The sequence below is a fragment of the Magnetospirillum sulfuroxidans genome, from assembly GCF_018224925.1.
Taxonomy (GTDB): domain Bacteria; phylum Pseudomonadota; class Alphaproteobacteria; order Rhodospirillales; family Magnetospirillaceae; genus Magnetospirillum; species Magnetospirillum sulfuroxidans.
Window position 1 is genome coordinate 1 of the sequence record NZ_JAGTUF010000027.1, and the last position, 19,173, is coordinate 19,173.

Below are 19,173 nucleotides of genomic sequence, written 5' to 3' on the forward strand. Positions count from 1 at the left end.
CCCTCGTCGACGCCGCTGAACGCTTCGGACCGACGGGGAAAGGGGGCGCGAACACGCCTTTTTCCGCACCCTGTTAATGCTGGCCGGCGAATTGGCAGCCGCCGCAGCCCATGGGGGTGCAGGCCGGAGCAGGGGCGGGCGTCGACGATGATTTGCCGACATTGGGGGCCATGATCGCTTTTTCCACCACGGTGTCGCCACATTGCGGGCAAACCAGCGCCCCCTCCGCCTTTTTGGTGTCGTAATCGCCGGAATTGTCGAACCAATGTTCGAAATGGTGATCGTGGGCGCAGCGCAGGGTATAAAGGATCATGGGTCGGTAATCCGTGAACAAGATGACTTTGCCGGCTTATAGCACAATCAGCTTTTCGGTTTCAGCAATCCCGCCAGCGGGTGATGCTGATTGACCAGCCGGGCCTTGGGCTCTTCCAGCACATGGGTGTAGATCTCGGTGGTGGCGATGTCGGCATGGCCAAGCATTTCCTGCACCACCCGCAGATCGGCGCCATGCGCCAGTAAATGGGTGGCGAAGGCATGACGCAAGACATGCGGCGACAGCCGGCGCGGATCGATGCCCGCCAACAGACCGATCCTCAACAGGGCGCGGGCGAAACCGGCGCGGGTCAGGTGACCGCTTTTTCCCGTCCCCGGAAACAGCCAGCGCGACGCCTTTTTCTTGCCCAACAGCTCTTGGCGGATGGGCAGCCATGCCCGCACCGCCGCGCGGGCCGGATCGGATAGCGGCACCATGCGTTCCTTGTCGCCCTTGCCGCGCACCACCAGCAGCGCCGGATCGCGGGCGAGGGCGGAATAGGGCAGGCCGACCAGTTCGGACACCCGCAGGCCGGTGGCATAGAGCAATTCCAGCAGCGCCGTCATTTGCGGCGCCTGATGATCGGGCAAATGACGGGCGGCGACCAACAGGCCATCGACCTCGGCTTCCGACAGATATTTCGGTAATGGCCGGCCCAGCCGGGGGGCATCCAAGCGCGAGGTCGGGTCATCGGCGCGCCAGCCCTCGGCAAAGACAAAGGCATAAAACTGACGCAAGCAGGACAGCCGGCGGGCTTGGGTGCGCGCCGCCATGCCGGCATCGGCCAAGGCCCGCATATAGGCGGCCAGATCGGCGGGTTTGGCGGTCAGCGGCGTGCCCTGGCGCCGGATCAAGAAACCATCAAGATCATCGAGATCGCGGCGATAGGCATCCAAGGTATTGATGGCGGCGGCACGTTCCACCGCCATCATTTCCAAAAAGGCTTCCTTGTGCCGCTCAGATGCCATTGGCGAGCAAGGCTTCCACCGCCAAGGCCCGCCCGTCCTCGGCCAGCCCAACCACGGCGAAGGCGCTCAACACCTCGGACAGGGTCATGGGGTCGATACGGTCCAACGGCACTTCGCCCATGCTGGCCAGGGCGGAAATGATGGTTCCGCCCAGACGGGCATCAAGGGCGGCCCCTTGCATCAGCGCGAACAAAGCCGGATTGGGGCCACTGTTCGGCAAGGACAAGGCTTCAAGCCAGGCGCTGTCCGGCACCTTGGCGCCAAGACCGGCAAGAACGCCCAAAACAATGCCGTTGCGGCGCGCCGCCAAATCGGCGGGCAGCCCCTGCAACGAAGCGCGCCAACCGGCCAAGCCGGCCAAGGACACCGTCTGTCCCGGACCGAATTCGCCGATGGCGGTCAGCGGCCACACTTTTTGCGTTTCACGCAACGCCTGCGGGTCAGCCTTGGCGATGTCCAACCACTTGGCCGCCGCTTCCGGCCGGCCCAAGGCATAAAAGGCGCGGGCGAAAAAAGCCGCTTCCCGCGACAACACCGCATCGGGACGAATGGCGGCGATCAAGGCCTCAAAGACCCGGGCGGTGCCGGCAACACGATTGCGCGATACCGCCAGCTCGATGGCGCGGGCGGCGAAGCGGGCCTTCAGCAGCTCATCGGGTTGATCAAAGGCGGCCCGGTACAACAACGCCCGGCCATGATTGCCGGCGCTGGCGGCACGATCCATCGGCGACGACATTTCGTCGGGGGCGAAGGTCAGGGCCAGATACAGCTTGCGCAGATCATCGGCGCTCATCAGCCCCACCGCCTCGGCCCGTTCGGCGGCGGCAACCCGCTGATCCATCGGAATGGCGTCGTTGGTGGCAATGGCGCGGGCGACCACGGCCGGCGCATTGGCCACCGCCTCTTCCGGCAAGGCCATCTTGGCGGCGGCGAACAGGGCCACATGCAGCGGCGTCAATTCGGTGATCTCGATCTTGGCATTGGGCAGAGGCGGCAAGCCGGCCAAAACCTCGGCGGCGGCGATGAAGCCATTATCCGCCGCCTTGCGTTCGCGCAGCAGATCAAGGGCCAGATTGCCTTCCAGGCGACGACCGCTGATCAGATGGCAAAATGTCGTCAGCCGGGCGATTTCCGGGTCGGCGCCGGGCTGTATGTGGGCGCAGGCTTCCTGGGTGCGACCGGCCAGCAGATTGGCGTCACGCTGCACCTTGGCGGCGATCGTCCCTTCCACCGAAGCCGGCGCGGCGTTGGTCAGGCCGATGACGCCGTCCAAATCGCCCAGGGCCAACAGCCGTTCCGCCCGCAATTCGACCATGGATGGCCGGGTTTCCGGCTTGGTGCCCTCGGGCGGCGGCGCCGCCGTCAGCAACAGACGCCGTTCCAGCGACCGCATCGACAGCGAAGCGCTGGCGCCGGGCAGGCGGGGGATCAGGGCACGGGCGACTTCGGCGCTGGTGCCGTTCCACAAGGCGGCGGAAAAACCGCCTTGATTGACGTCCATGGTGCCGGCCGCCTCGGGATTGGGGGCTTTGAGCGCGTCAACGCCAATCCGGCCGACATTTTCATAGGCCGGCGGATCGGCCTGTTCCATGGTTTCCGGGTCGAAGGGCTGGGTCAGCGGCAACGGTTGCTGCGCCCAGGCGGCAGGGGCGGCCATCAACAGCGCCGCCAGCGAAACAATCCGCAAACCCATGGCGTTATTTCGGCAGGTGGTCATCGGGGATCACCTTTTCCACACGCGCCGTCGGCGCCGGAAGGTCGAACGAAGCCAAGAAGACACCGCCGCCCACCAGGACCAGCAGCACCACGATAAGCAAAATACCGGCAATCTTTCCCATGGAGCGCGACCAACCTTGCGTTTGATTTCTGGACAGGCCCGATTAGGGGCGGATAAAAGTCACGAGCGGACACATGCGGGGCGGTCCACCAACGGACCTTCCCTTTAGACGCGCCGTCGCGGCGCGCAACCGGAGCGTAAGGATCGACCATGGCGAAACAGGGGCAGTGTATCGGCGTCGCCCCCGCGGATCAATCACGGCTGGCGGATCGATTGGATCGGACCATCGTTCTGGTCGGACTGATGGGGGCGGGTAAGTCCTGCGTCGGCCGCCGGCTGGCGGCACGCCTGGATTTAAGTTTCATCGATTCCGACATCGAATTCGAAACCGCCGCCGGCTGTTCGATCAGCGATTATTTCGCCCGCCACGGCGAAGCCGCCTTTCGCGACGGCGAACGCAAGGTCATCGCCCGGCTGATGGAAGGCGATCCCTGCATCCTGGCCACCGGCGGCGGCGCCTTTATCGACCCCGAAACCCGCGCCCGCATCAAGCAATCGGCATTGTCGGTATGGATCCGCGCCGATCTGGATCTGCTGGTCAAGCGCACCTCGGGCCGCGACCACCGCCCGCTGCTGAAAACCGGCGATCCCCGCGAAATTCTGTCGCGGCTGATCGATGCCCGTTATCCCATTTACGCCGAAGCCGACATCATCGTCGATTCCACCGATGAACCACCGGAAGTCACCGTCGCCAAGATCTGCCAGGAACTGGAGTGCCGCCTATGAGCATCGATCGCCTGCACATGGAACTGGGGGAACGCGGATACGATATCTTGATCGGCTCCGGCCTGCTGGACCAGACCGGGGCGCTGATGGCGCCGGTGATGCGCGGCAAGCGCGCCTTCGTCGTCACCGACGATCAGGTCGGCCCGTTTTATCTGGAACGGGTCCTGACCTCGCTCGACAAGGCCGGCATCAGCCATGACCACACCGAAATCAGCCATGGCGAATACAGCAAGGATTTCGCCCATCTGGAAGCCCTGGTCGATTCCATGCTCGACGCCCGCTGCGAACGCTCGACCATGATCGTAGCCCTGGGCGGCGGCGTCGTCGGCGACCTGACCGGTTTCGCCGCCGCCATTTTGCAGCGCGGCGTCGATTTCGTCCAAATCCCCACCACCTTGCTGGCCCAGGTCGATTCCTCGGTCGGCGGCAAGACCGGCATCAACACCAAGAAGGGCAAGAATCTGGTTGGCGCCTTCCATCAGCCCCGTCTGGTGCTGGCCGATATCTCGGTGCTGGACAGCCTGCCGCGCCGTCAGGTTCTGGCCGGTTATGCCGAAGTGATCAAATATGGCTGTATCGACGATGCCGATTTCTTCACCTGGCTGGAAGCCAATGGCGACAAGGTCATCGACGGCGACATCACCGCCCGCCGCTACGCGGTGGCCATTTCCTGCCGGGCCAAGGCCCGCATCGTCGCCGCCGATGAGCGCGAAGGCGGTATCCGCGCCTTGCTGAATTTGGGTCACACCTTCGGCCATGCGCTGGAAGCGGAAACCGGTTATGGCGACGAGATTTTGCACGGCGAAGCCGTCGCCCTTGGCATGATCATGGCTTTCCGCCTGTCGGCCCGCATGGGACTGGCTCCGGCCGCCGACGTCATCCGGCTGGAAACCCATCTTGATCGCCTGGGCCTGCCGGTCCGGCTGTCCAAGCAACGTCACTGGGACGTGCAAAGGCTGGTTCAGCACATGGCCGGCGATAAAAAGGTCAAGGATGGCAAGATCACCTTTGTCCTTGCCCATGGCATCGGCAAAAGCTTCTTGACCCCGGATGTGCCGGAACAGGCGGTGCATGACATGCTGTCAGAGTTCATCGGAGCTTAAATGATGGATGTCCCGACCCTGACATTGCTGGTGATCTTCTTGTTGCTGATCGTCTCGGCATTCTTTTCAGGGTCGGAAACGGCGCTGACGGCGGTGTCACGTCCGGCCATGCATCAGATGGAACTGGACGGCCACCGCCAGGCCGGCCGCGTCAACCGTTTGATCGCCGCCCGCGACCGCCTGATCGGCGCCTTGTTGTTGGGCAACAATCTGGTCAACATCTTGGCCTCGTCCCTGGCCACCAGCGCCATGATGACGTTGTTCGGCGAGGCCGGAATCGTCTATGCCACCGCCGGCATGACTGTGATCGTGGTCATGTTTGGCGAGGTCCTGCCCAAGACCTACGCCATCTATAACGCCAACAAAGTCGCCCTGTTCGTGTCGGGGCCGGTCAGCGTGATAACCAAGGTCCTGGCCCCGGCGGTCAAAGCCATCGAGCTGGCCACCCGATTGTTTTTCCGCCTGTTCCGGGCCAAATACGCCACCGAGGCCTCGATCGAAAACGCCATGATGGAATTGCGCGGGGCCATCGAGGTCCATGCCACTCAGGACGAGGTCAAGGAAGAACGGCGCATGCTGCGCTCGATTCTGGAATTGGGCGATGTCGAGGTCGGCGAGGTGATGACCCATCGCAAATCGACCATCACCATCGACGCCGATTTGCCGCCGGCCGAAATCGTCGATCAGATCCTCAGCAGCCCCTATACCCGCATTCCGCTGTGGCGCAACGACCACGACAACATCATCGGCGTCGTCCACGCCAAGGATGTCCTGCGCGCCGTTCGCGCCTTGGCCGGCGAAGTGGACAAGCTGGACGTGGCCGAGCTGGCCGCCGATCCCTGGTTCATTCCCGATTCGAGCACGCTTTTGGAGCAGCTTCAGGCGTTCCGCGCCCGGCGTGAACATTTCGCCCTGGTGGTCGATGAATACGGCGCCCTGATGGGGGTAGTGACGCTGGAAGATATTTTGGAAGAAATCGTCGGCGATATCGCCGACGAGCACGATGTCACCGTTGCCGGCGTCCGCCCCCAGACCGACGGCTCTTTCGTCGTTGACGGGTCGGTGACCATCCGCGACCTGAACCGCCAATTCGAATGGCGTCTGCCCGATGACGAAGCCACCACCATTGCCGGCCTGTTGCTGCACGAAAGCCGGCAAATCCCCAATGCCGGCCAAGTGTTCCGCTTTTATGGCTTCCGCTTCGAAGTGGTGCGCCGTCACCGCAACCAGATCACCACCATCCGGGTGATGCCGCCCAATGGCGGCGAAGCTTAACCTTCCGCGTCCGGTTCGCGCAGCCAGATCGGCTTTTTCAGTTTCCCGACAAAGGCCGCATGCGCCTCTAATTCTTCGGCGTTCACCGCATGGGGACGAGGGGCGCGCAATTTCCGCTCGACCACCGCGCCGCTTTGACCGCGGCTGTTGGTGCCGCTCAGGCCCAACTCGAAACCGGGCTGGCGGCCGCCGATCAATTGCAGATAGACCTCGGCCAGCAATTCCGAATCGAGCAAGGCGCCGTGGAACGAACGGTGGGTATTGTCGATTTCGAAGCGGCGGCACAGCGCATCCAGATTGGCCTGGGCGCCAGGGAATTTCTTGCGCGCCATGGCCACGGTGTCGATGGACCGGCTCATGGGTAAGGGCGGAAAACCCAGACGGTTCAATTCGGCATTGATAAAGCGCATGTCGAATTCGGCGTTATGGATGACCAAGATGGAATCGCCGAGGAACTCCATGAAATCGGCGACGATTTCAGCGAAAACCGGCTTGTCCGACAAAAATTGCGCCGACAGGCCATGCACCTTGAACGCCTCTTCCGGCATGTCGCGTTCGGGATTGAGGTATTGGTGATAGACCTTGCCGGTGGGCAAATGGTTGAACAGCTCAACGCAGCCGATTTCAACGATGCGATGGCCGGTCAGCGGATCAAAGCCGGTGGTTTCGGTATCAAGAACGATTTCACGCATGACCCTGCCTTGGGCGAGAGAATTTTGGAGATAAGCGAGGCGGCCAAGCGCCTGAGCCGGATTGAGCCAACAAAAGGGCGATGGCGCGGCGCAATCGGCGCAAAGCCGGGGCGCGGCCGGCGCCGCTGAAAATAACGAAATCGGCGCGGCGGCGCTTTTGCTCATCGGCCATCTGCTGGGCACGAATGGCGCGCAGCCGCGCCGGATTCATCCCTGGGCGCGCCAGCACCCGCTGCGCCTGTAGAAAAGCCGCGCACGACACCACCGCCACCGCGTCGCAACGCCGATCGCCACCGGTTTCGAACAGCAACGGAATGTCCAACACCACCAGCTTGCGCCGAGAGCGGGCCTGAGCCCGTAAAAAGGCGCTTTCCTCGCCCCGCACCAGCGGATGCAAGATGGCTTCCAGCCGGCGCAGCGCCGCCGGATCGCCAAACACCCGCTGCCCCAACGCGTTCCGGTTCACCCTCCCTTCGACCACCACGCCGGCAAAGGCGGCGGCGATGGCCGGCACCGCCTTGCCGTCGGCGGCCATGAGCCGGTGAACCGTGGCATCGGCGTCATGCACCGGCCACCCCAGCCGCCGCACCATGGCGGCGGCGGTGCTTTTGCCCATGCCGATCGAGCCGGTGAGCCCCAAGATCTTCATGACGAGAGGACGAAATCGCGCATTTCGGCCGTCACTTCCGGCTGTTGTCCGAACCACAAGGTGAAACCGCGAACCGCCTGCCACAGCAGCATGCCCAGACCATCAACCACCGGATTGCCGCGCCCCTGCGCCCGCACCAGCAAGTCAGTCATCAGCGGCGCATAGACGATATCGTTGACGATCGCGTCCAGGGGCAGGGCGGCAAGGTCGATATCCAATGGCGGCTGGCCGGTCATGCCCAGCGAGGTGGTGTTGACCAGCAGACCGCCACCCTCCAGATCAAGCCGGTCCCAGCTCTGCACCGTGATCGGGCCGCCGATATCGGCGGCCAATTTTTCCGCCCGCTGGGGATTGCGATTAACCAACCGCACCTGCGGCACCCCGGCATCGACCAAAGCGGCGACCACGGCGCGGGCAGCCCCGCCGGCCCCCAGCACCACCGCCGGGCGGTTGAGATAGCCAAGGGAGGCGGGGTGGGTTTCCAGCAAGTTCTGCATGAAACCGAAAGCATCGGTGTTAAGTCCCCGAATGGCGCCATCGGGCTCGACCACCAAGGTGTTGACGGCGCCGATGCGCCGGGCCAGCGGCTCGACGTTGTCGCCGACCAGCCGTAAGGCCTCCTCCTTGTGCGGCACGGTGACGTTGGCACCGACGAAACCCATCTTGGGCAAGGCGCGAAACACCGCTGCGAAATCTTCCGGCTGCACCGCCAACGGCACATAGGCGCCGTCGATTCCCAATTTATCCAACCAATAGCCATGCAGGCGCGGCGAACGCGAATGACCGACCGGCCAACCCAAAACCCCGGCTAATTTGGCTTTGCCTGACAAGATCATGGGATCAGTTCCCCGTTTTCGCGCAAAAAATCCAGCAAAGGCAGCAACGGCAGACCCAAAATGGTGAAATGGTCGCCCTCGACCAGCATGAACAATTGCGCCCCCACCCCTTCCAATTGATAGGCTCCGACCGAAGTCAGCACCCCGTCACCGGCCCGCGTCAGGTATTCGCCAAGGAAATCGTCAGAAAACCGCCGCATGGTCAGTTTGGCGCTATCGGTATGATGCCACAGCCGGCGGCCGTCGCGCACCGCCACCACCGCCGAGGTCAGCCGATGGGTCTTGCCGCGCAAGGCCCGCAATTGTGCCGCCGCCGCCTCGGCATCGGCGGGTTTGTCGAACCAGGCGCCATCGCAATCGAGCATCTGGTCGGCGCCGATGACGATCATCCCCGGATGCTTGGCCGACACCCGCATCGCCTTCATTTCCGCCAGGGTTTCCGCCACGCGGGCGGGATGATCGGTTTCCAGGCGCAACGCCTGCTTGATGCCCTCTTCATCCACCGGCAGGGCGTGAACCTGAAACTCCACCCCGGCCGCCGCCAGCACGGCGCGGCGAGTGGCCGAGCCCGAAGCCAAGACGATCATGCCTTGCCGTCCTGCTTGGCCTTATGTTGACCGTATAATTGCATGATGGTGGCCGAAGCTTCCTCGATCGACCGGCGGGTGACATCGACCACCGGCCAGCCATGGCGGGTGAACAGCTTGCGGGCGCTGGCGACTTCGTCACGCACCTTTTCGAATTGGGCGTATTCCGATTCCTCGTCATGATTAAGGAAGCGCAGGCGCGCCCGGCGGATATCGGACAGGCTTTTCGGATCCTTGGTCAAACCGACAACCAGCGGCGTGCGAACATTTTCCAAGGATTTCGGCAACGGCACGCCGGGAACCAAGGGATAATTGGCGCATTTCATCCCGCGATTGGCCAAATACATGCACGTCGGCGTCTTCGACGTCCGCGATACGCCGACGACGACGATATCGGCGTCTTCCACATGGTCCATCAATTGGCCGTCATCATGGGCCAAGGTGAATTGCATGGCGTCGATGCGGGCGAAATATTCGGCGTCCATCTGATATTGCCGACCCGGCGTCGCGTGGCTTTCGGCGTTCAAATAGCCGGCCAACGCCCCCATTACCGGATCAAGCACCGGAATGAACGGCACCCGCATATGGCGGCAGGCTTCTTCCAGAACACCACGCACGGCGACATCGACCAAGGTGCAAAGGACAATGCCGGGATTGGCCTCGATCCCGGCGATCACCCGTTCCACCTGGCCTTGCGAACGGACCAGCCACCAATTGTGCTGATTGGCGTGAATGCCCTCGAACTGCACCATGCAGGCGCGCACCACCGACGTGACGGTTTCGCCGGTGGCGTCGGAAACCAGATGAAGATGCAAAGAATCCATGAGCCTGTGAATCACGTCGAAGAGTGGGGATAAGTCGCGAGTTACCAACAGGGGGTCTGATTCGCCCCCCACTGATACCGATTCCGCCCCGCTTTCGACCCGGAGGGGAAAAAAACAAGGCGGTTCCGCGACAATAGCGTGAATCACGCTCGGCTTCACCCGCTTTCCCCCGTTATCCACGCTTTTACGACGGCGAAAACCGTCTATAAAAAGCAACGGCTTACGGTTGTTTGCGCCATTTTTTCCCCAGGCCTGACCAAAATCATCCCCGGCCGTGGGTCATTCTGTGTAAAGCCTGTGGATGGACTCGCATCCCCGATATCCACAGGACCAACAACCTCAGCAACCTTTCCCTTAAGATTCAAAACTTGTAGAACACACCCCAGGTCAGCAATGCGAAGGACCAAAGCCCGTGACCTCGACCAAGCCCTTTTTGCGCGCTCTTGCCGGCGAAACCATCATCCCGCCACCGTTCTGGTTGATGCGCCAAGCTGGCCGCTATCTGCCGGAATACCGGGCAACCCGGACCCAGGCCGGATCCTTCCTTGACCTGTGCTACAACCCGGAACTGGCCGTCGAAGTCACCTTGCAGCCGTTACGGCGCTTCGGTTTCGATGCCGCCATCTTGTTTTCCGACATTTTGGTGGTCCCCGACGGTTTGGGGCAACATGTCGCGTTCAAGGAAGGCGAAGGTCCGGTTCTCGCGCCGATTCGCTCAGCAAGGGATGTGGATGGTCTTGACCTCTCGGGTCTGCACCAACGCATGGCTCCGGTCTATGCCACTGTTTCCGGGCTTTCCAAGGCAATTCCCGCCACCACCGCGCTGATCGGTTTCGCCGGAGCGCCATGGACGGTGGCCACCTACATGATCGAAGGCTCTGGCTCGAAGGATTTCGCCAACGCCAAGCGCCTGATGTGGTCCGAACCCGAGACTTTTGCCCGGCTGATGAATTTGCTGATCGAGGCCACCGGGCAATATCTGATCCAGCAGATTGACGCCGGGGCCGAAGCCATTCAGATTTTCGACACCTGGGCCGGGGCTTTGCCGGAAACCGAATTCCGCCGCTGGGTGATCGAACCGGCCCGTCAATTGGTCGAACGCATTCATTGCGAACGCCCCGGTGTCCCGGTCATCGGCTTTCCCCGCGGGGCCGGTATTTTGTACGAAGCCTATGTCACCGAGACCAAGGTTGACGGTGTCAGTCTGGATTCCTCGGTTCCGCTGGACTGGGCCGCCCGCGTTCTCCAACCAAAATGCACGGTCCAGGGCAATCTTGATCCGATTTTGCTGGTGGCCGGGGACGAAGCCCTGGATGCCGGCATTGATCGAGTCCTCAAGGCCTTGGCCAAGGGACCGTTCATTTTCAATCTTGGACACGGCATCATCCCGCCGACGCCGCCGGAAAACGTCGCCCGTCTGGCCGAACGAATCAAAGCATTCAAAGGCTAAAAGATGACCAAGAGTGCCGTCATTTTGTTCAATCTGGGTGGTCCCGATAGTCTGGACGCGGTCAAACCATTCCTGTTCAATTTGTTCAATGACAAGGCGATCATCGGCGCGCCACAGCCGATTCGCTGGTTGCTCGCCAAGTATATTTCCGGCAAACGTGCCCCTATCGCCCGCGACATCTATGGGCAATTGGGGGGGAAATCACCGTTATTGGAACAAACCGAGGATCAGGCCAAGGCCTTGCAAGATTTGCTTGGCAAGGATTTCAAGGTCATTGTCGCCATGCGCTATTGGCACCCCTTTGCCGCCCAGGCCTTGGCCGAAGCCAAGCAATGGGGGGCACAGCGGGTAATCCTGCTGCCGCTTTATCCGCAATTTTCCACCACCACCAGTGGTTCATCCTTGAAGCAATGGCATCAATTGGCCGGTGCCAGTTTTGAGGAAAGCCTGACGGTTTGTTGCTATCCCGTGCAACCAGGCTTGATTCGGGCCATGGCGGAAAATCTGCGACGCGAATGGGACAAGGCGATTGCTTTCGGCACGCCGCGTCTGTTGTTTTCCGCCCATGGTCTGCCGCAAAGCATCATTGATAAGGGCGATCCTTATCAACTTCAGGTCGAACAGACCGCCAAAGCGGTGGTGGATGAGCTTGGCATCGCCCAATTGGACTGGGCGATTTGCTATCAAAGCCGGGTTGGTCCGGCCAAATGGATTGGTCCGAGCACCGAAGCCGAATTGGAACGCGCCAGCCGCGACAACGTGCCGGTGGTGGTCACGCCGGTGGCCTTTGTTTCCGAACATTCCGAGACCTTGGTGGAACTGGACATCGAATATCGCCATGTGGCGGAAAAATTAGGCATTCCCGCTTATTTCCGCGCCCCGGCGGTGAGTTCTCATCCTGAATTCATCAAAGGCTTGGCCGAATTGGTTGCCGATCCGACGGCTTTGCGCGGCAAGGCCTGCGGTAAAATCTGTTGTCAGGCGGAGGGAATATGAGCGGTGAAGCTTATTTGTGGATCAAGGCGGTTCACGTTATCGCCGTGATTTCGTGGATGGCGGGATTGCTCTATCTGCCGCGCCTGTTCGTTTATCACTGCGAAGTGGCGCCGGGTTCGGAAACATCGGAAAAATTCAAGGTGATGGAACGCCGGCTGCTTAAGGCGATCATGACGCCGGCGGCCATCGTCGCCTGGGGTTTGGGCCTGTGGCTGGCCATTATCGGCGGTTTGTTCCAAGACGCTTGGTTTCATGCCAAATTCACCTTGGTGATCTTGATGACCATCAGCCACGTTTTCATGATGCGCTGGAAAAATGACTTCGCCGCCGATCGCAATACCCGGCCGCAAAAATTCTATCGTATCGCCAACGAGGTGCCGACCTTGCTGATGATCGGCATCGTTCTTTTGGTCGTGGTCAAACCGTTTTGACTATTCGCCGGGGCTCGATGAATTGGCGTTTGACATGACCGGAATGTTTGGCTAAAGCTGGCACCATCCTTAAGGGCCGCCCGAAGCCCGACATCCCAAAAATATATTCGCCCTGTTCCGTCGGATCATTCCGCGTCGAGATTTTCCTCGAAGGACCGCCCGTTGGTGGCCTGTGGCGAATAGCCCTTCATATGGACATCCCCATGCATCTTCAGGAACTCAAGAACAAAACGCCAGCCGAGCTTTTGGCTTTTGCCGAAGAGTTGCAAATCGAGAACGCCAGTACCTTGCGCAAGCAAGATATGATGTTCGCAATTCTCAAGCAGTTGGCAGACAACGACACCCCCATTTATGGACAAGGTGTTCTTGAGGTTTTGCAAGACGGTTTCGGTTTTCTGCGCAGCCCCGAAGCGAATTACCTTCCCGGTCCCGATGACATCTATGTCAGCCCCAGCCAGGTTCGCCGTTTCGGCTTGCGTACCGGCGATACGGTCGAAGGTCAGATCCGCTCGCCCAAGGACGGGGAACGATATTTCGCCCTGCTCAAGGTCAACGCGATTAATTTCGAGCCGCCGGAAAACGTCCGTCATCGCATTAATTTCGATAATCTGACGCCGCTTTATCCCAATGAAAAGCTGCGCCTGGAAGTGGATGATCCGACCAAGAAGGATCTGACCACTCGGGTGATCGATCTGGTCGCCCCCATCGGCAAGGGCCAGCGCGCCTTGATCGTGGCGCCGCCGCGCACCGGTAAGACGGTGATGTTGCAGAACATGGCCCACGCCATCGCCGCCAATCACCCGGAAGTTTACCTGATCGTCCTGCTGATCGATGAACGGCCGGAAGAAGTCACCGACATGGCTCGCTCGGTTAAGGGCGAAGTCATTTCCTCGACTTTCGACGAGCCGGCGGTGCGTCACGTCCAGGTGACCGAAATGGTGCTGGAAAAGGCCAAGCGTCTGGTTGAACACAAGCGTGACGTGGTCATCTTGCTGGATTCGATCACCCGTCTGGCTCGCGCCTATAACACCGTCGTTCCCAGCTCGGGCAAGGTGTTGACCGGCGGTGTTGACGCCAACGCCTTGCAGCGGCCCAAGCGTTTCTTCGGTGCCGCCCGCAATATCGAGGAAGGGGGCTCGTTGTCGATCATCGCCACCGCCCTGATCGACACCGGTTCGCGCATGGACGAGGTCATCTTCGAAGAATTCAAGGGTACCGGTAACTCGGAAATCATCCTTGACCGCAAATTGTCGGACAAGCGGACCTTCCCGGCCATCGACATCACCAAGTCGGGCACCCGTAAGGAAGAATTGCTGGTCGACAAGGGGCAGCTGTCAAAGATGTGGGTGCTGCGTCGTATCCTGATGCCCATGGGCGTCACCGACGCCATGGAATTCCTGGTGGACAAGCTCAAGCACTCGAAGAACAACTCGGATTTCTTCGACGCGATGAATTCCTGATAAGATCCGAAAAAAGCGCCCCGATCATTGGTCGGGGCGTTTTGCTTTGGAAATTTGGTTTTGCGCCCGGCTTTTCCAATCGTCCACCGGGGCGATTTCATCAATCAGATGTTTGGCGCCATGGCTGGAAGCGGGGACGTCTTCCACATGCAGATCTTCGGCGGCTTGTTGCGGCGATTGCACCTGGGTATGGAACTTGGCTCGGCTTTTCCAATCACCGTTATCGTCCGCCTGCCGATGCTCGACCAATTGCACCGGATGCTTCCGCAGATAGGATGACAGCCAAAAGCTGGCTGTCAGGGCCGGCACGATCACCGTCAGGAACCGCCAGGACATGCTCCAAAAGGTATCGCGGCCGCTTTGAACGATGATTGCTTCCTTGCAATCATAGCGATCCTTGAAGGTGCCCAAACACTCGGCCGCCATGCGGTCTTTAACCACGGCCGAGCTATGATTGGTCACTTCGGCATCCATCACGCCGAATAAGACAATCGCCGCCGCCACCATCCACAACAGACTGCCGATGCTGACCGTCCATACCAACCGGGTGCGTTCGCCCTTGGTCATGCCTTCCTCCATCAATGGGGGAAGTATATGCAAGCCAAAGGGTGGCGGCAAATTTTCGTCAGGGGAGGGACACGCCTTCCAGTTCCAGCAAAAAGCGCTTGGTGTCGATGCCATCCATGCCGGAATAGCCCCCCAACGAGCCGTTCATGCCCAAAACCCGATGGCAGGGGATGATGATGGGAATGGGATTGCGGCCACAGGCGCCGCCCAAGGGCCGTGGCGCCGTTTCCAATTCGCGCGCCAGATCGCCATAGGTGCGGGCCTTGCCGAAGGGAATGGCGGCGATGGCCGCCCACACCTTGCGTTGAAAGGGGGTTCCCATGGGGGCAACGGGCAGATCGAAATGGGTCAGTGTGCCGGCGAAATAGGCTTCAAGCTGATCACGGGCGCGTTCCAGCAACGGCCCTGGCGGTTCGTCGGTTTCCGGCGGCCAGCCCCAATCGACGGCGACGATGGCATCGTCTTCGGCAAAGATGGTCAGTGGGCCGACTGGCGTGTTCAGACTGATGAACGGCATCATTCCCCCGTAAGCAAGTGCCGCAAAGCCGGCGCGCTGGTAACCGGAGCCGAGCATACCGAATCACGGCATACGCTGGCCACCCCGTCATCACTCCAGCGGATGATCCGGTTGGCAATGCCGGTCTGGCGGACCGGTTGCAAGAGATCGACGTGACCACGGGGCAGGGTGATCAATACCGGCGCGGCGGCAAGATCAAAGCCGGTCAGCAGCGCCGACATATTGGCGAAATGCTCGTTGAACTGATCCATGAACACCGCCACCGTAGCCTGAGCCCGGTCGGCATAAGCCGGTTTGTCGGTGATCTGGGCCAGTATGGCCAAGACCTGAACCATGGTGCCGTTGGCCGAAGGAACAGCCGCATCGATCACCGGCTTGGTGCGGACGATGACATCGGTGGCGGCGTGGCTCACGTGAAAATAGCCGCCAAGATTCTGGTCCCAATGATGACAATCGGCGGCAGCCACCCATTTTTCCGCCTGGTCGAGATAGGCTGTGGCGCCGGTGGTCTGGTACAGCATCAGGGCGGCGCGGGCCATATGGGCAAGATCATCGATAAAGCCGACAGCGCCGGCCCGGCCCTGACACAGGCAATGGGCCAAGCGATCATCGGCCAAGGCCATCTTGCCGGTAATGACGGCAAAAGCCCGTTCGGCCATGGCCAACCAATCGGGGCGGTCAAAGACGAAGCCGGCATTGGCAAGGGCGGCGATCATCATGCCGTTCCAATCGGCCAGCACCTTGTCATCGCGGCCGGGGCGGATGCGGGTATCGCGCTGGGCCAGCAACAGGGCGCGGCCCTGGGCCAATTGATCCTCGACCCCCTCGGGCTGCGGCCCCGAGCGGTTGAGGATGTTCACGCCCTCCCAATTGCCTTGCAGGCTGACGTCATAGGCCTGGCCGAAAATCTTGGCCAGCTCGGCTCCCAACAGGGTGACGATGTCTTGGGCGTTCCAGGTATAGAACTTGCCTTCATGACCTTCTGAATCGGCATCGAGGGCAGCGGCGAAGGCACCGTCTTCGGCCAGCATTTCACGTGAAACCCAAGCGATGCATTCCTCGATGCGGGTTTTGAAAAGGCCGTTGCCGGTGTCTTGCCATACCAGGGTCAACAAATCGATCAGCTGGGCATTGTCATAGAGCATCTTTTCGAAATGCGGGGCCAGCCAGATGTCATCGGTGGAATAGCGCATGAAACCGCCGCCCAGATGGTCGGTGATGCCGCCCTGGCAAATGCGGTCCAAGGTCAGGGTGACGGCGCGATGCAAGGTTTGATCGCCAGTACGCAGGGCCGAGCGCCATAGATAGTCAAACAGGCCCGGCTGTGGGAATTTCGGCGCCCCCGACAGACCGCCTTGTTCCATGTCGATGGCGGCCAGGATCGCCTTGGCGCCTTGATCCAACATGGCGGGTGACAGAATCGGCGCCTGACCGCGCTTGGGTTCGGCCAGGGCCAGCAACAAGGCTTCGACATTGTTGCGGACGCGGTCGCCATCGCTTTGCCACAAATCATGGATGGCTTGCAGGACCTCGGCGAAGCCGGGGCGGCCGTAACGGGCGGTGGGGGGAAAATAGGTTCCGCCCCAAAACGGCTTGCCGTCGGGGGTGCAGAACATGGTCAACGGCCAGCCGCCATGCTGGCCCATGTGACTGAGCGCCTGCTGATAGATGGCGTCGAGATCGGGGCGTTCCTCGCGGTCGATTTTCACGTTGACGAACAATGTGTTCATCAAGGCCGCGATCTCGGCGTTTTCAAAGCTCTCATGCGCCATCACGTGGCACCAATGGCAGGCGGAATAGCCGATGGACAGCAATAGCGGCCGATTGCTGGCCTTGGCCTCGGCCAAGGCGGCTTCGCCCCACGGCCACCAATGAACCGGGTTGTCCTGGTGTTGACGCAAATAGGGGCTGGTCTCACCGGCAAGGCGGTTGGTCATGGTGTCGGCTTTCCGTGGTGATTGCGTGTGCGGGTTCAAACGCTTAGTTTGGGTTTCATGCAAGGTTTCACAAGGCCGGGGCCGCCGCTATGAAAATTTCAGTCGATATTGATTGCACGCCGGAAGAGGCACGCACCTTCCTGGGACTTCCCGACGTCAAGCCGATGCAGGAAGCGATGATGACCCAGATTCAGGAACGCATGACCACCTCCTTGATGGCGATGGAGCCCGAGGCCATGTTGAAGACGTGGCTGCCGGCAGGGGTCCAGGGCATGGAGCAATTGCAAAAGATGTTCTGGGCTCAGTTCGCCAGCGCCAGCCGTCGAACGGGAGAATAGGAATGATCGTGTCGCCAGACCCCGAATTGTTTTATCGCATTCACGCCTTTATCTGCACCAATCGTCGCCCTGACGATCATCCGCGCGGTTCTTGCGCCGGTCGGGGGTCAGAGCCGTTGCGCGATTACCTTAAGGCCCAGGCCAAGAAAAAAGGCGTCGGCGGGGTTCGGGTCAATGCCGCCGGCTGTTTGGATCGCTGTGAATTGGGGCCGGTGCTGGTGATCTATCCCGAGGGCATCTGGTACAGCTTCAGCAGCCAAGAAGACATCGACGAAATCATCGATACCCATTTGTTGGGCGGTGATCGGGTGGCGCGGCTGATGCTGAATCCCACGCAGAAATGAGCATCTTGGCATGAGCCGGGCCAGCATCTTCGCCCTGGCCAGCGCCCCCGGTCGCGGGGGCGTTGCCGTTTTCAGGCTGTCCGGTCCCGATTGTGCGACGGCCCTGCGCGCCCTGACCGGCAAGCTGCCGCCGGCGCGGATGGCGACGCGGGTCCGGGTGCGCCATGGCGATGACGATATCGATGATGGCTTGGCCCTGTATTTTCCCGCCCCCCACAGCTTTACCGGCGAAGAGGTGGTCGAGCTGCATCTGCATGGCGGCCGCGCCGTTGCCGCCGCCTTGTCCGAGGCTTTGCTCGATTTGGGTTTGCGGCCGGCAGAGGCGGGGGAATTCTCGCGTCGCGCCTTTCTCAACGGCAAGCTCGATCTGACCCGGGCCGAGGCGATCGCCGATCTGGTCGATGCCGAAACCGCCGCGCAGCGCCGCCAAGCCTTGCGCCAATTAGACGGCGGTCTGGCCGTCCTGGTCGAGGGCTGGCGGGAAAAGTTGGTGCGGGCCCTGGCCCTGATGGAAGCCCTGATCGACTTTTCCGACGAAGGCATTGGCGACGATCTGGTGTTTGACGTGGTTGGCCAAGTCAACGCCCTGATCGCCGACATGGAGATGAAAAAGCGCGAAGGCCACCGGCGCGAGCGTTTGCGCGATGGTATCCACATCGCCATCTTGGGGGCGCCTAATGCCGGCAAATCCAGCTTGATGAACCGGATCGCCGGACGCGAGGTCGCCATCGTTTCGGCCAAGGCCGGGACCACTCGCGACGTCATCGAAACCCATCTTGATCTGCATGGCTGGCCAGTGGTGCTGGCCGATACCGCCGGCCTGCGTGAGGCGCATGAGGACATCGAGGCCGAGGGCATCGCCCGCGCCTTGGCCCGGGCCGAATCCGCCGATCTAAAGGTCTTGGTCTTTGATGCCGGTTTGCTGCCGGCGATGGACGGCGCCACCCATGCCATGATCGACGCCGATTCCATCATTGTCTTTAACAAGTGCGATGTGGCGAATCCTGTCGACTCTGGCGCGGGGATCATGCTATCCGCCCGTTCTGGCTTTGGCATCGATACCCTGCTGGCGCGATTGGAAGCCGAGGTGGCGTCACGCTTCGCCGTCACCGCCGAGCCGGCGTTGACGCGGGCGCGGCATCGGGCGGCGGTGGATGAATGTCTGGCGGCGCTGGCGGCGTTTGATCCGGCCAAGCCCATAGAGCTGGCGACCGAGGATTTGCGGTTGGCGGCGCTGGCGCTGGGGCGGATCACCGGGCGGGTGGATGTGGAAGAACTGCTTGATGTGGTCTTTGCAGAATTTTGTATCGGCAAATAGGTGTT

At 61.2% G+C, this 19,173-nt stretch carries 22 protein-coding genes; 10 read left to right on the forward strand and 12 right to left on the reverse strand.

Annotation, left to right across the window (positions count from 1 at the left end):
- Positions 1 to 73 precede the first annotated feature (73 nt).
- Genes KEC16_RS17955 through KEC16_RS17970 form a run of 4 tightly spaced genes read right to left on the reverse strand, consistent with a single transcriptional unit; the run spans position 74 to position 3,119 of the window.
- Positions 74 to 313, reverse strand: coding sequence for a DUF1178 family protein (locus KEC16_RS17955; RefSeq protein ID WP_211551519.1), 240 nt, complete (start codon positions 311 to 313; stop codon positions 74 to 76).
- 47 nt (positions 314 to 360) lie between these two features.
- The gene (locus KEC16_RS17960) at positions 361 to 1,281 is read right to left on the reverse strand and encodes a site-specific tyrosine recombinase XerD (protein WP_211551521.1); all 921 of its coding nucleotides are present in this window, start codon (positions 1,279 to 1,281) and stop codon (positions 361 to 363) included.
- The gene (locus KEC16_RS17965) at positions 1,271 to 2,998 is read right to left on the reverse strand and encodes an antifreeze protein (protein ID WP_211551523.1); all 1,728 of its coding nucleotides are present in this window, start codon (positions 2,996 to 2,998) and stop codon (positions 1,271 to 1,273) included. Before KEC16_RS17965 ends, KEC16_RS17960 begins: the two co-directional genes overlap by 11 nt.
- On the reverse strand, positions 2,979 to 3,119 hold the full coding sequence (locus KEC16_RS17970) for a hypothetical protein (protein ID WP_211551525.1): 141 nt from the start codon (positions 3,117 to 3,119) through the stop codon (positions 2,979 to 2,981). Before KEC16_RS17970 ends, KEC16_RS17965 begins: the two co-directional genes overlap by 20 nt.
- Before the next feature lie 149 nt (positions 3,120 to 3,268).
- Here KEC16_RS17970 and KEC16_RS17975 point away from each other — a divergent pair, with 149 nt between their 5' ends.
- From KEC16_RS17975 to KEC16_RS17985, 3 genes are read left to right on the forward strand one after another with little or no spacing between them, the layout of a single operon-like run.
- Positions 3,269 to 3,844: a shikimate kinase gene (locus KEC16_RS17975; RefSeq protein WP_211551527.1), complete on the forward strand. Its 576-nt coding sequence runs from the start codon at positions 3,269 to 3,271 to the stop codon at positions 3,842 to 3,844.
- Positions 3,841 to 4,947 carry a 3-dehydroquinate synthase gene (gene aroB, locus KEC16_RS17980; protein WP_211551529.1) on the forward strand — a complete coding sequence of 369 codons (1,107 nt, stop codon included), beginning with the start codon at positions 3,841 to 3,843 and terminating at the stop codon, positions 4,945 to 4,947. Before KEC16_RS17975 ends, aroB begins: the two co-directional genes overlap by 4 nt.
- Positions 4,948 to 4,950: 3 nt before the next feature.
- Complete coding sequence (locus KEC16_RS17985; RefSeq protein ID WP_211551600.1) at positions 4,951 to 6,222, forward strand: HlyC/CorC family transporter; 1,272 nt, start codon at positions 4,951 to 4,953, stop codon at positions 6,220 to 6,222.
- On the opposite strand, the gene dnaQ is transcribed toward KEC16_RS17985, so the two are convergent.
- Genes dnaQ through KEC16_RS18010 form a run of 5 tightly spaced genes read right to left on the reverse strand, consistent with a single transcriptional unit; the run spans position 6,219 to position 9,810 of the window.
- Positions 6,219 to 6,914 carry a DNA polymerase III subunit epsilon gene (gene dnaQ, locus KEC16_RS17990; RefSeq protein WP_211551531.1) on the reverse strand — a complete coding sequence of 232 codons (696 nt, stop codon included), beginning with the start codon at positions 6,912 to 6,914 and terminating at the stop codon, positions 6,219 to 6,221. The two genes, KEC16_RS17985 and dnaQ, sit on opposite strands and share 4 nt — an antisense overlap.
- Positions 6,907 to 7,563: a dephospho-CoA kinase gene (gene coaE, locus KEC16_RS17995; protein WP_211551533.1), complete on the reverse strand. Its 657-nt coding sequence runs from the start codon at positions 7,561 to 7,563 to the stop codon at positions 6,907 to 6,909. The genes dnaQ and coaE overlap by 8 nt, the downstream gene beginning before the upstream one ends.
- Positions 7,560 to 8,399: a shikimate dehydrogenase gene (locus KEC16_RS18000; protein WP_211551535.1), complete on the reverse strand. Its 840-nt coding sequence runs from the start codon at positions 8,397 to 8,399 to the stop codon at positions 7,560 to 7,562. The genes coaE and KEC16_RS18000 overlap by 4 nt, the downstream gene beginning before the upstream one ends.
- Positions 8,396 to 8,986: a Maf family protein gene (locus KEC16_RS18005; protein ID WP_211551537.1), complete on the reverse strand. Its 591-nt coding sequence runs from the start codon at positions 8,984 to 8,986 to the stop codon at positions 8,396 to 8,398. Before KEC16_RS18005 ends, KEC16_RS18000 begins: the two co-directional genes overlap by 4 nt.
- Complete coding sequence (locus tag KEC16_RS18010; protein WP_211551539.1) at positions 8,983 to 9,810, reverse strand: pyruvate, water dikinase regulatory protein; 828 nt, start codon at positions 9,808 to 9,810, stop codon at positions 8,983 to 8,985. The genes KEC16_RS18005 and KEC16_RS18010 overlap by 4 nt, the downstream gene beginning before the upstream one ends.
- A 412-nt stretch (positions 9,811 to 10,222) precedes the next feature.
- On the opposite strand from KEC16_RS18010, the gene hemE reads away from it, so the two are divergent.
- The 4 genes from hemE (at position 10,223) to rho (ending at position 14,147) form a co-directional block, all read left to right on the forward strand.
- A complete protein-coding gene (gene hemE, locus KEC16_RS18015; RefSeq protein ID WP_211551541.1) occupies positions 10,223 to 11,260 on the forward strand; it encodes a uroporphyrinogen decarboxylase in 1,038 nt (345 codons plus the stop codon).
- Positions 11,261 to 11,263: 3 nt separating this feature from the next.
- Positions 11,264 to 12,256, forward strand: coding sequence for a ferrochelatase (gene hemH / locus KEC16_RS18020; RefSeq protein ID WP_211551543.1), 993 nt, complete (start codon positions 11,264 to 11,266; stop codon positions 12,254 to 12,256).
- Complete coding sequence (hemJ, locus tag KEC16_RS18025; RefSeq protein ID WP_211551545.1) at positions 12,253 to 12,687, forward strand: protoporphyrinogen oxidase HemJ; 435 nt, start codon at positions 12,253 to 12,255, stop codon at positions 12,685 to 12,687. The genes hemH and hemJ overlap by 4 nt, the downstream gene beginning before the upstream one ends.
- A 203-nt stretch (positions 12,688 to 12,890) precedes the next feature.
- On the forward strand, positions 12,891 to 14,147 hold the full coding sequence (gene rho / locus KEC16_RS18030; RefSeq protein WP_211551547.1) for a transcription termination factor Rho: 1,257 nt from the start codon (positions 12,891 to 12,893) through the stop codon (positions 14,145 to 14,147).
- 24 nt (positions 14,148 to 14,171) lie between these two features.
- Here rho and KEC16_RS18035 read toward each other — a convergent pair whose 3' ends face one another.
- Genes KEC16_RS18035 through KEC16_RS18045 form a run of 3 tightly spaced genes read right to left on the reverse strand, consistent with a single transcriptional unit; the run spans position 14,172 to position 17,168 of the window.
- Positions 14,172 to 14,714 carry a hypothetical protein gene (locus KEC16_RS18035; protein ID WP_211551549.1) on the reverse strand — a complete coding sequence of 181 codons (543 nt, stop codon included), beginning with the start codon at positions 14,712 to 14,714 and terminating at the stop codon, positions 14,172 to 14,174.
- 58 nt (positions 14,715 to 14,772) lie between these two features.
- Entirely contained in the window at positions 14,773 to 15,234 is a 462-nt protein-coding gene (locus tag KEC16_RS18040; protein ID WP_346344131.1) for a methylated-DNA--[protein]-cysteine S-methyltransferase, read from the reverse strand.
- Positions 15,231 to 17,168 (reverse strand): thioredoxin domain-containing protein, encoded by a 1,938-nt coding sequence (locus KEC16_RS18045; RefSeq protein ID WP_211551551.1) that lies wholly within the window; start codon positions 17,166 to 17,168, stop codon positions 15,231 to 15,233. Before KEC16_RS18045 ends, KEC16_RS18040 begins: the two co-directional genes overlap by 4 nt.
- A gap of 89 nt (positions 17,169 to 17,257) precedes the next feature.
- Here KEC16_RS18045 and KEC16_RS18050 point away from each other — a divergent pair, with 89 nt between their 5' ends.
- From KEC16_RS18050 to mnmE, 3 genes are read left to right on the forward strand one after another with little or no spacing between them, the layout of a single operon-like run.
- On the forward strand, positions 17,258 to 17,506 hold the full coding sequence (locus KEC16_RS18050; protein ID WP_211551553.1) for a DUF6489 family protein: 249 nt from the start codon (positions 17,258 to 17,260) through the stop codon (positions 17,504 to 17,506).
- A gap of 2 nt (positions 17,507 to 17,508) precedes the next feature.
- Entirely contained in the window at positions 17,509 to 17,850 is a 342-nt protein-coding gene (locus tag KEC16_RS18055) for a (2Fe-2S) ferredoxin domain-containing protein (protein ID WP_211551555.1), read from the forward strand.
- Positions 17,851 to 17,860: 10 nt separating this feature from the next.
- Positions 17,861 to 19,168, forward strand: a complete 1,308-nt coding sequence (gene mnmE / locus KEC16_RS18060) for a tRNA uridine-5-carboxymethylaminomethyl(34) synthesis GTPase MnmE (protein WP_211551557.1) — start codon at positions 17,861 to 17,863, stop codon at positions 19,166 to 19,168.
- The last annotated feature ends 5 nt before the right edge of the window (positions 19,169 to 19,173 follow it).

Bases quoted from the DNA above. Each gene is read 5' to 3' on its own strand.
- KEC16_RS18055 (WP_211551555.1), top strand. From the start codon at position 17,509: ATGATCGTGTCGCCAGACCCCGAATTGTTTTATCGCATTCACGCCTTT.
- KEC16_RS18045 (WP_211551551.1), bottom strand. From the start codon at position 17,168: ATGACCAACCGCCTTGCCGGTGAGACCAGCCCCTATTTGCGTCAACAC.
- rho (WP_211551547.1), top strand. From the start codon at position 12,891: ATGCATCTTCAGGAACTCAAGAACAAAACGCCAGCCGAGCTTTTGGCT.
- hemH (WP_211551543.1), top strand. From the start codon at position 11,264: ATGACCAAGAGTGCCGTCATTTTGTTCAATCTGGGTGGTCCCGATAGT.
- KEC16_RS17955 (WP_211551519.1), bottom strand. From the start codon at position 313: ATGATCCTTTATACCCTGCGCTGCGCCCACGATCACCATTTCGAACAT.
- mnmE (WP_211551557.1), top strand. From the start codon at position 17,861: ATGAGCCGGGCCAGCATCTTCGCCCTGGCCAGCGCCCCCGGTCGCGGG.
- hemJ (WP_211551545.1), top strand. From the start codon at position 12,253: ATGAGCGGTGAAGCTTATTTGTGGATCAAGGCGGTTCACGTTATCGCC.
- coaE (WP_211551533.1), bottom strand. From the start codon at position 7,563: ATGAAGATCTTGGGGCTCACCGGCTCGATCGGCATGGGCAAAAGCACC.
- KEC16_RS17975 (WP_211551527.1), top strand. From the start codon at position 3,269: ATGGCGAAACAGGGGCAGTGTATCGGCGTCGCCCCCGCGGATCAATCA.
- dnaQ (WP_211551531.1), bottom strand. From the start codon at position 6,914: ATGCGTGAAATCGTTCTTGATACCGAAACCACCGGCTTTGATCCGCTG.
- KEC16_RS18035 (WP_211551549.1), bottom strand. From the start codon at position 14,714: ATGACCAAGGGCGAACGCACCCGGTTGGTATGGACGGTCAGCATCGGC.
- KEC16_RS18005 (WP_211551537.1), bottom strand. From the start codon at position 8,986: ATGATCGTCTTGGCTTCGGGCTCGGCCACTCGCCGCGCCGTGCTGGCG.
- KEC16_RS18010 (WP_211551539.1), bottom strand. From the start codon at position 9,810: ATGGATTCTTTGCATCTTCATCTGGTTTCCGACGCCACCGGCGAAACC.
- KEC16_RS18000 (WP_211551535.1), bottom strand. From the start codon at position 8,399: ATGATCTTGTCAGGCAAAGCCAAATTAGCCGGGGTTTTGGGTTGGCCG.
- KEC16_RS18040 (WP_346344131.1), bottom strand. From the start codon at position 15,234: ATGATGCCGTTCATCAGTCTGAACACGCCAGTCGGCCCACTGACCATC.
- KEC16_RS17985 (WP_211551600.1), top strand. From the start codon at position 4,951: ATGGATGTCCCGACCCTGACATTGCTGGTGATCTTCTTGTTGCTGATC.
- KEC16_RS17965 (WP_211551523.1), bottom strand. From the start codon at position 2,998: ATGACCACCTGCCGAAATAACGCCATGGGTTTGCGGATTGTTTCGCTG.
- aroB (WP_211551529.1), top strand. From the start codon at position 3,841: ATGAGCATCGATCGCCTGCACATGGAACTGGGGGAACGCGGATACGAT.
- KEC16_RS17970 (WP_211551525.1), bottom strand. From the start codon at position 3,119: ATGGGAAAGATTGCCGGTATTTTGCTTATCGTGGTGCTGCTGGTCCTG.
- KEC16_RS17960 (WP_211551521.1), bottom strand. From the start codon at position 1,281: ATGGCATCTGAGCGGCACAAGGAAGCCTTTTTGGAAATGATGGCGGTG.
- KEC16_RS18050 (WP_211551553.1), top strand. From the start codon at position 17,258: ATGAAAATTTCAGTCGATATTGATTGCACGCCGGAAGAGGCACGCACC.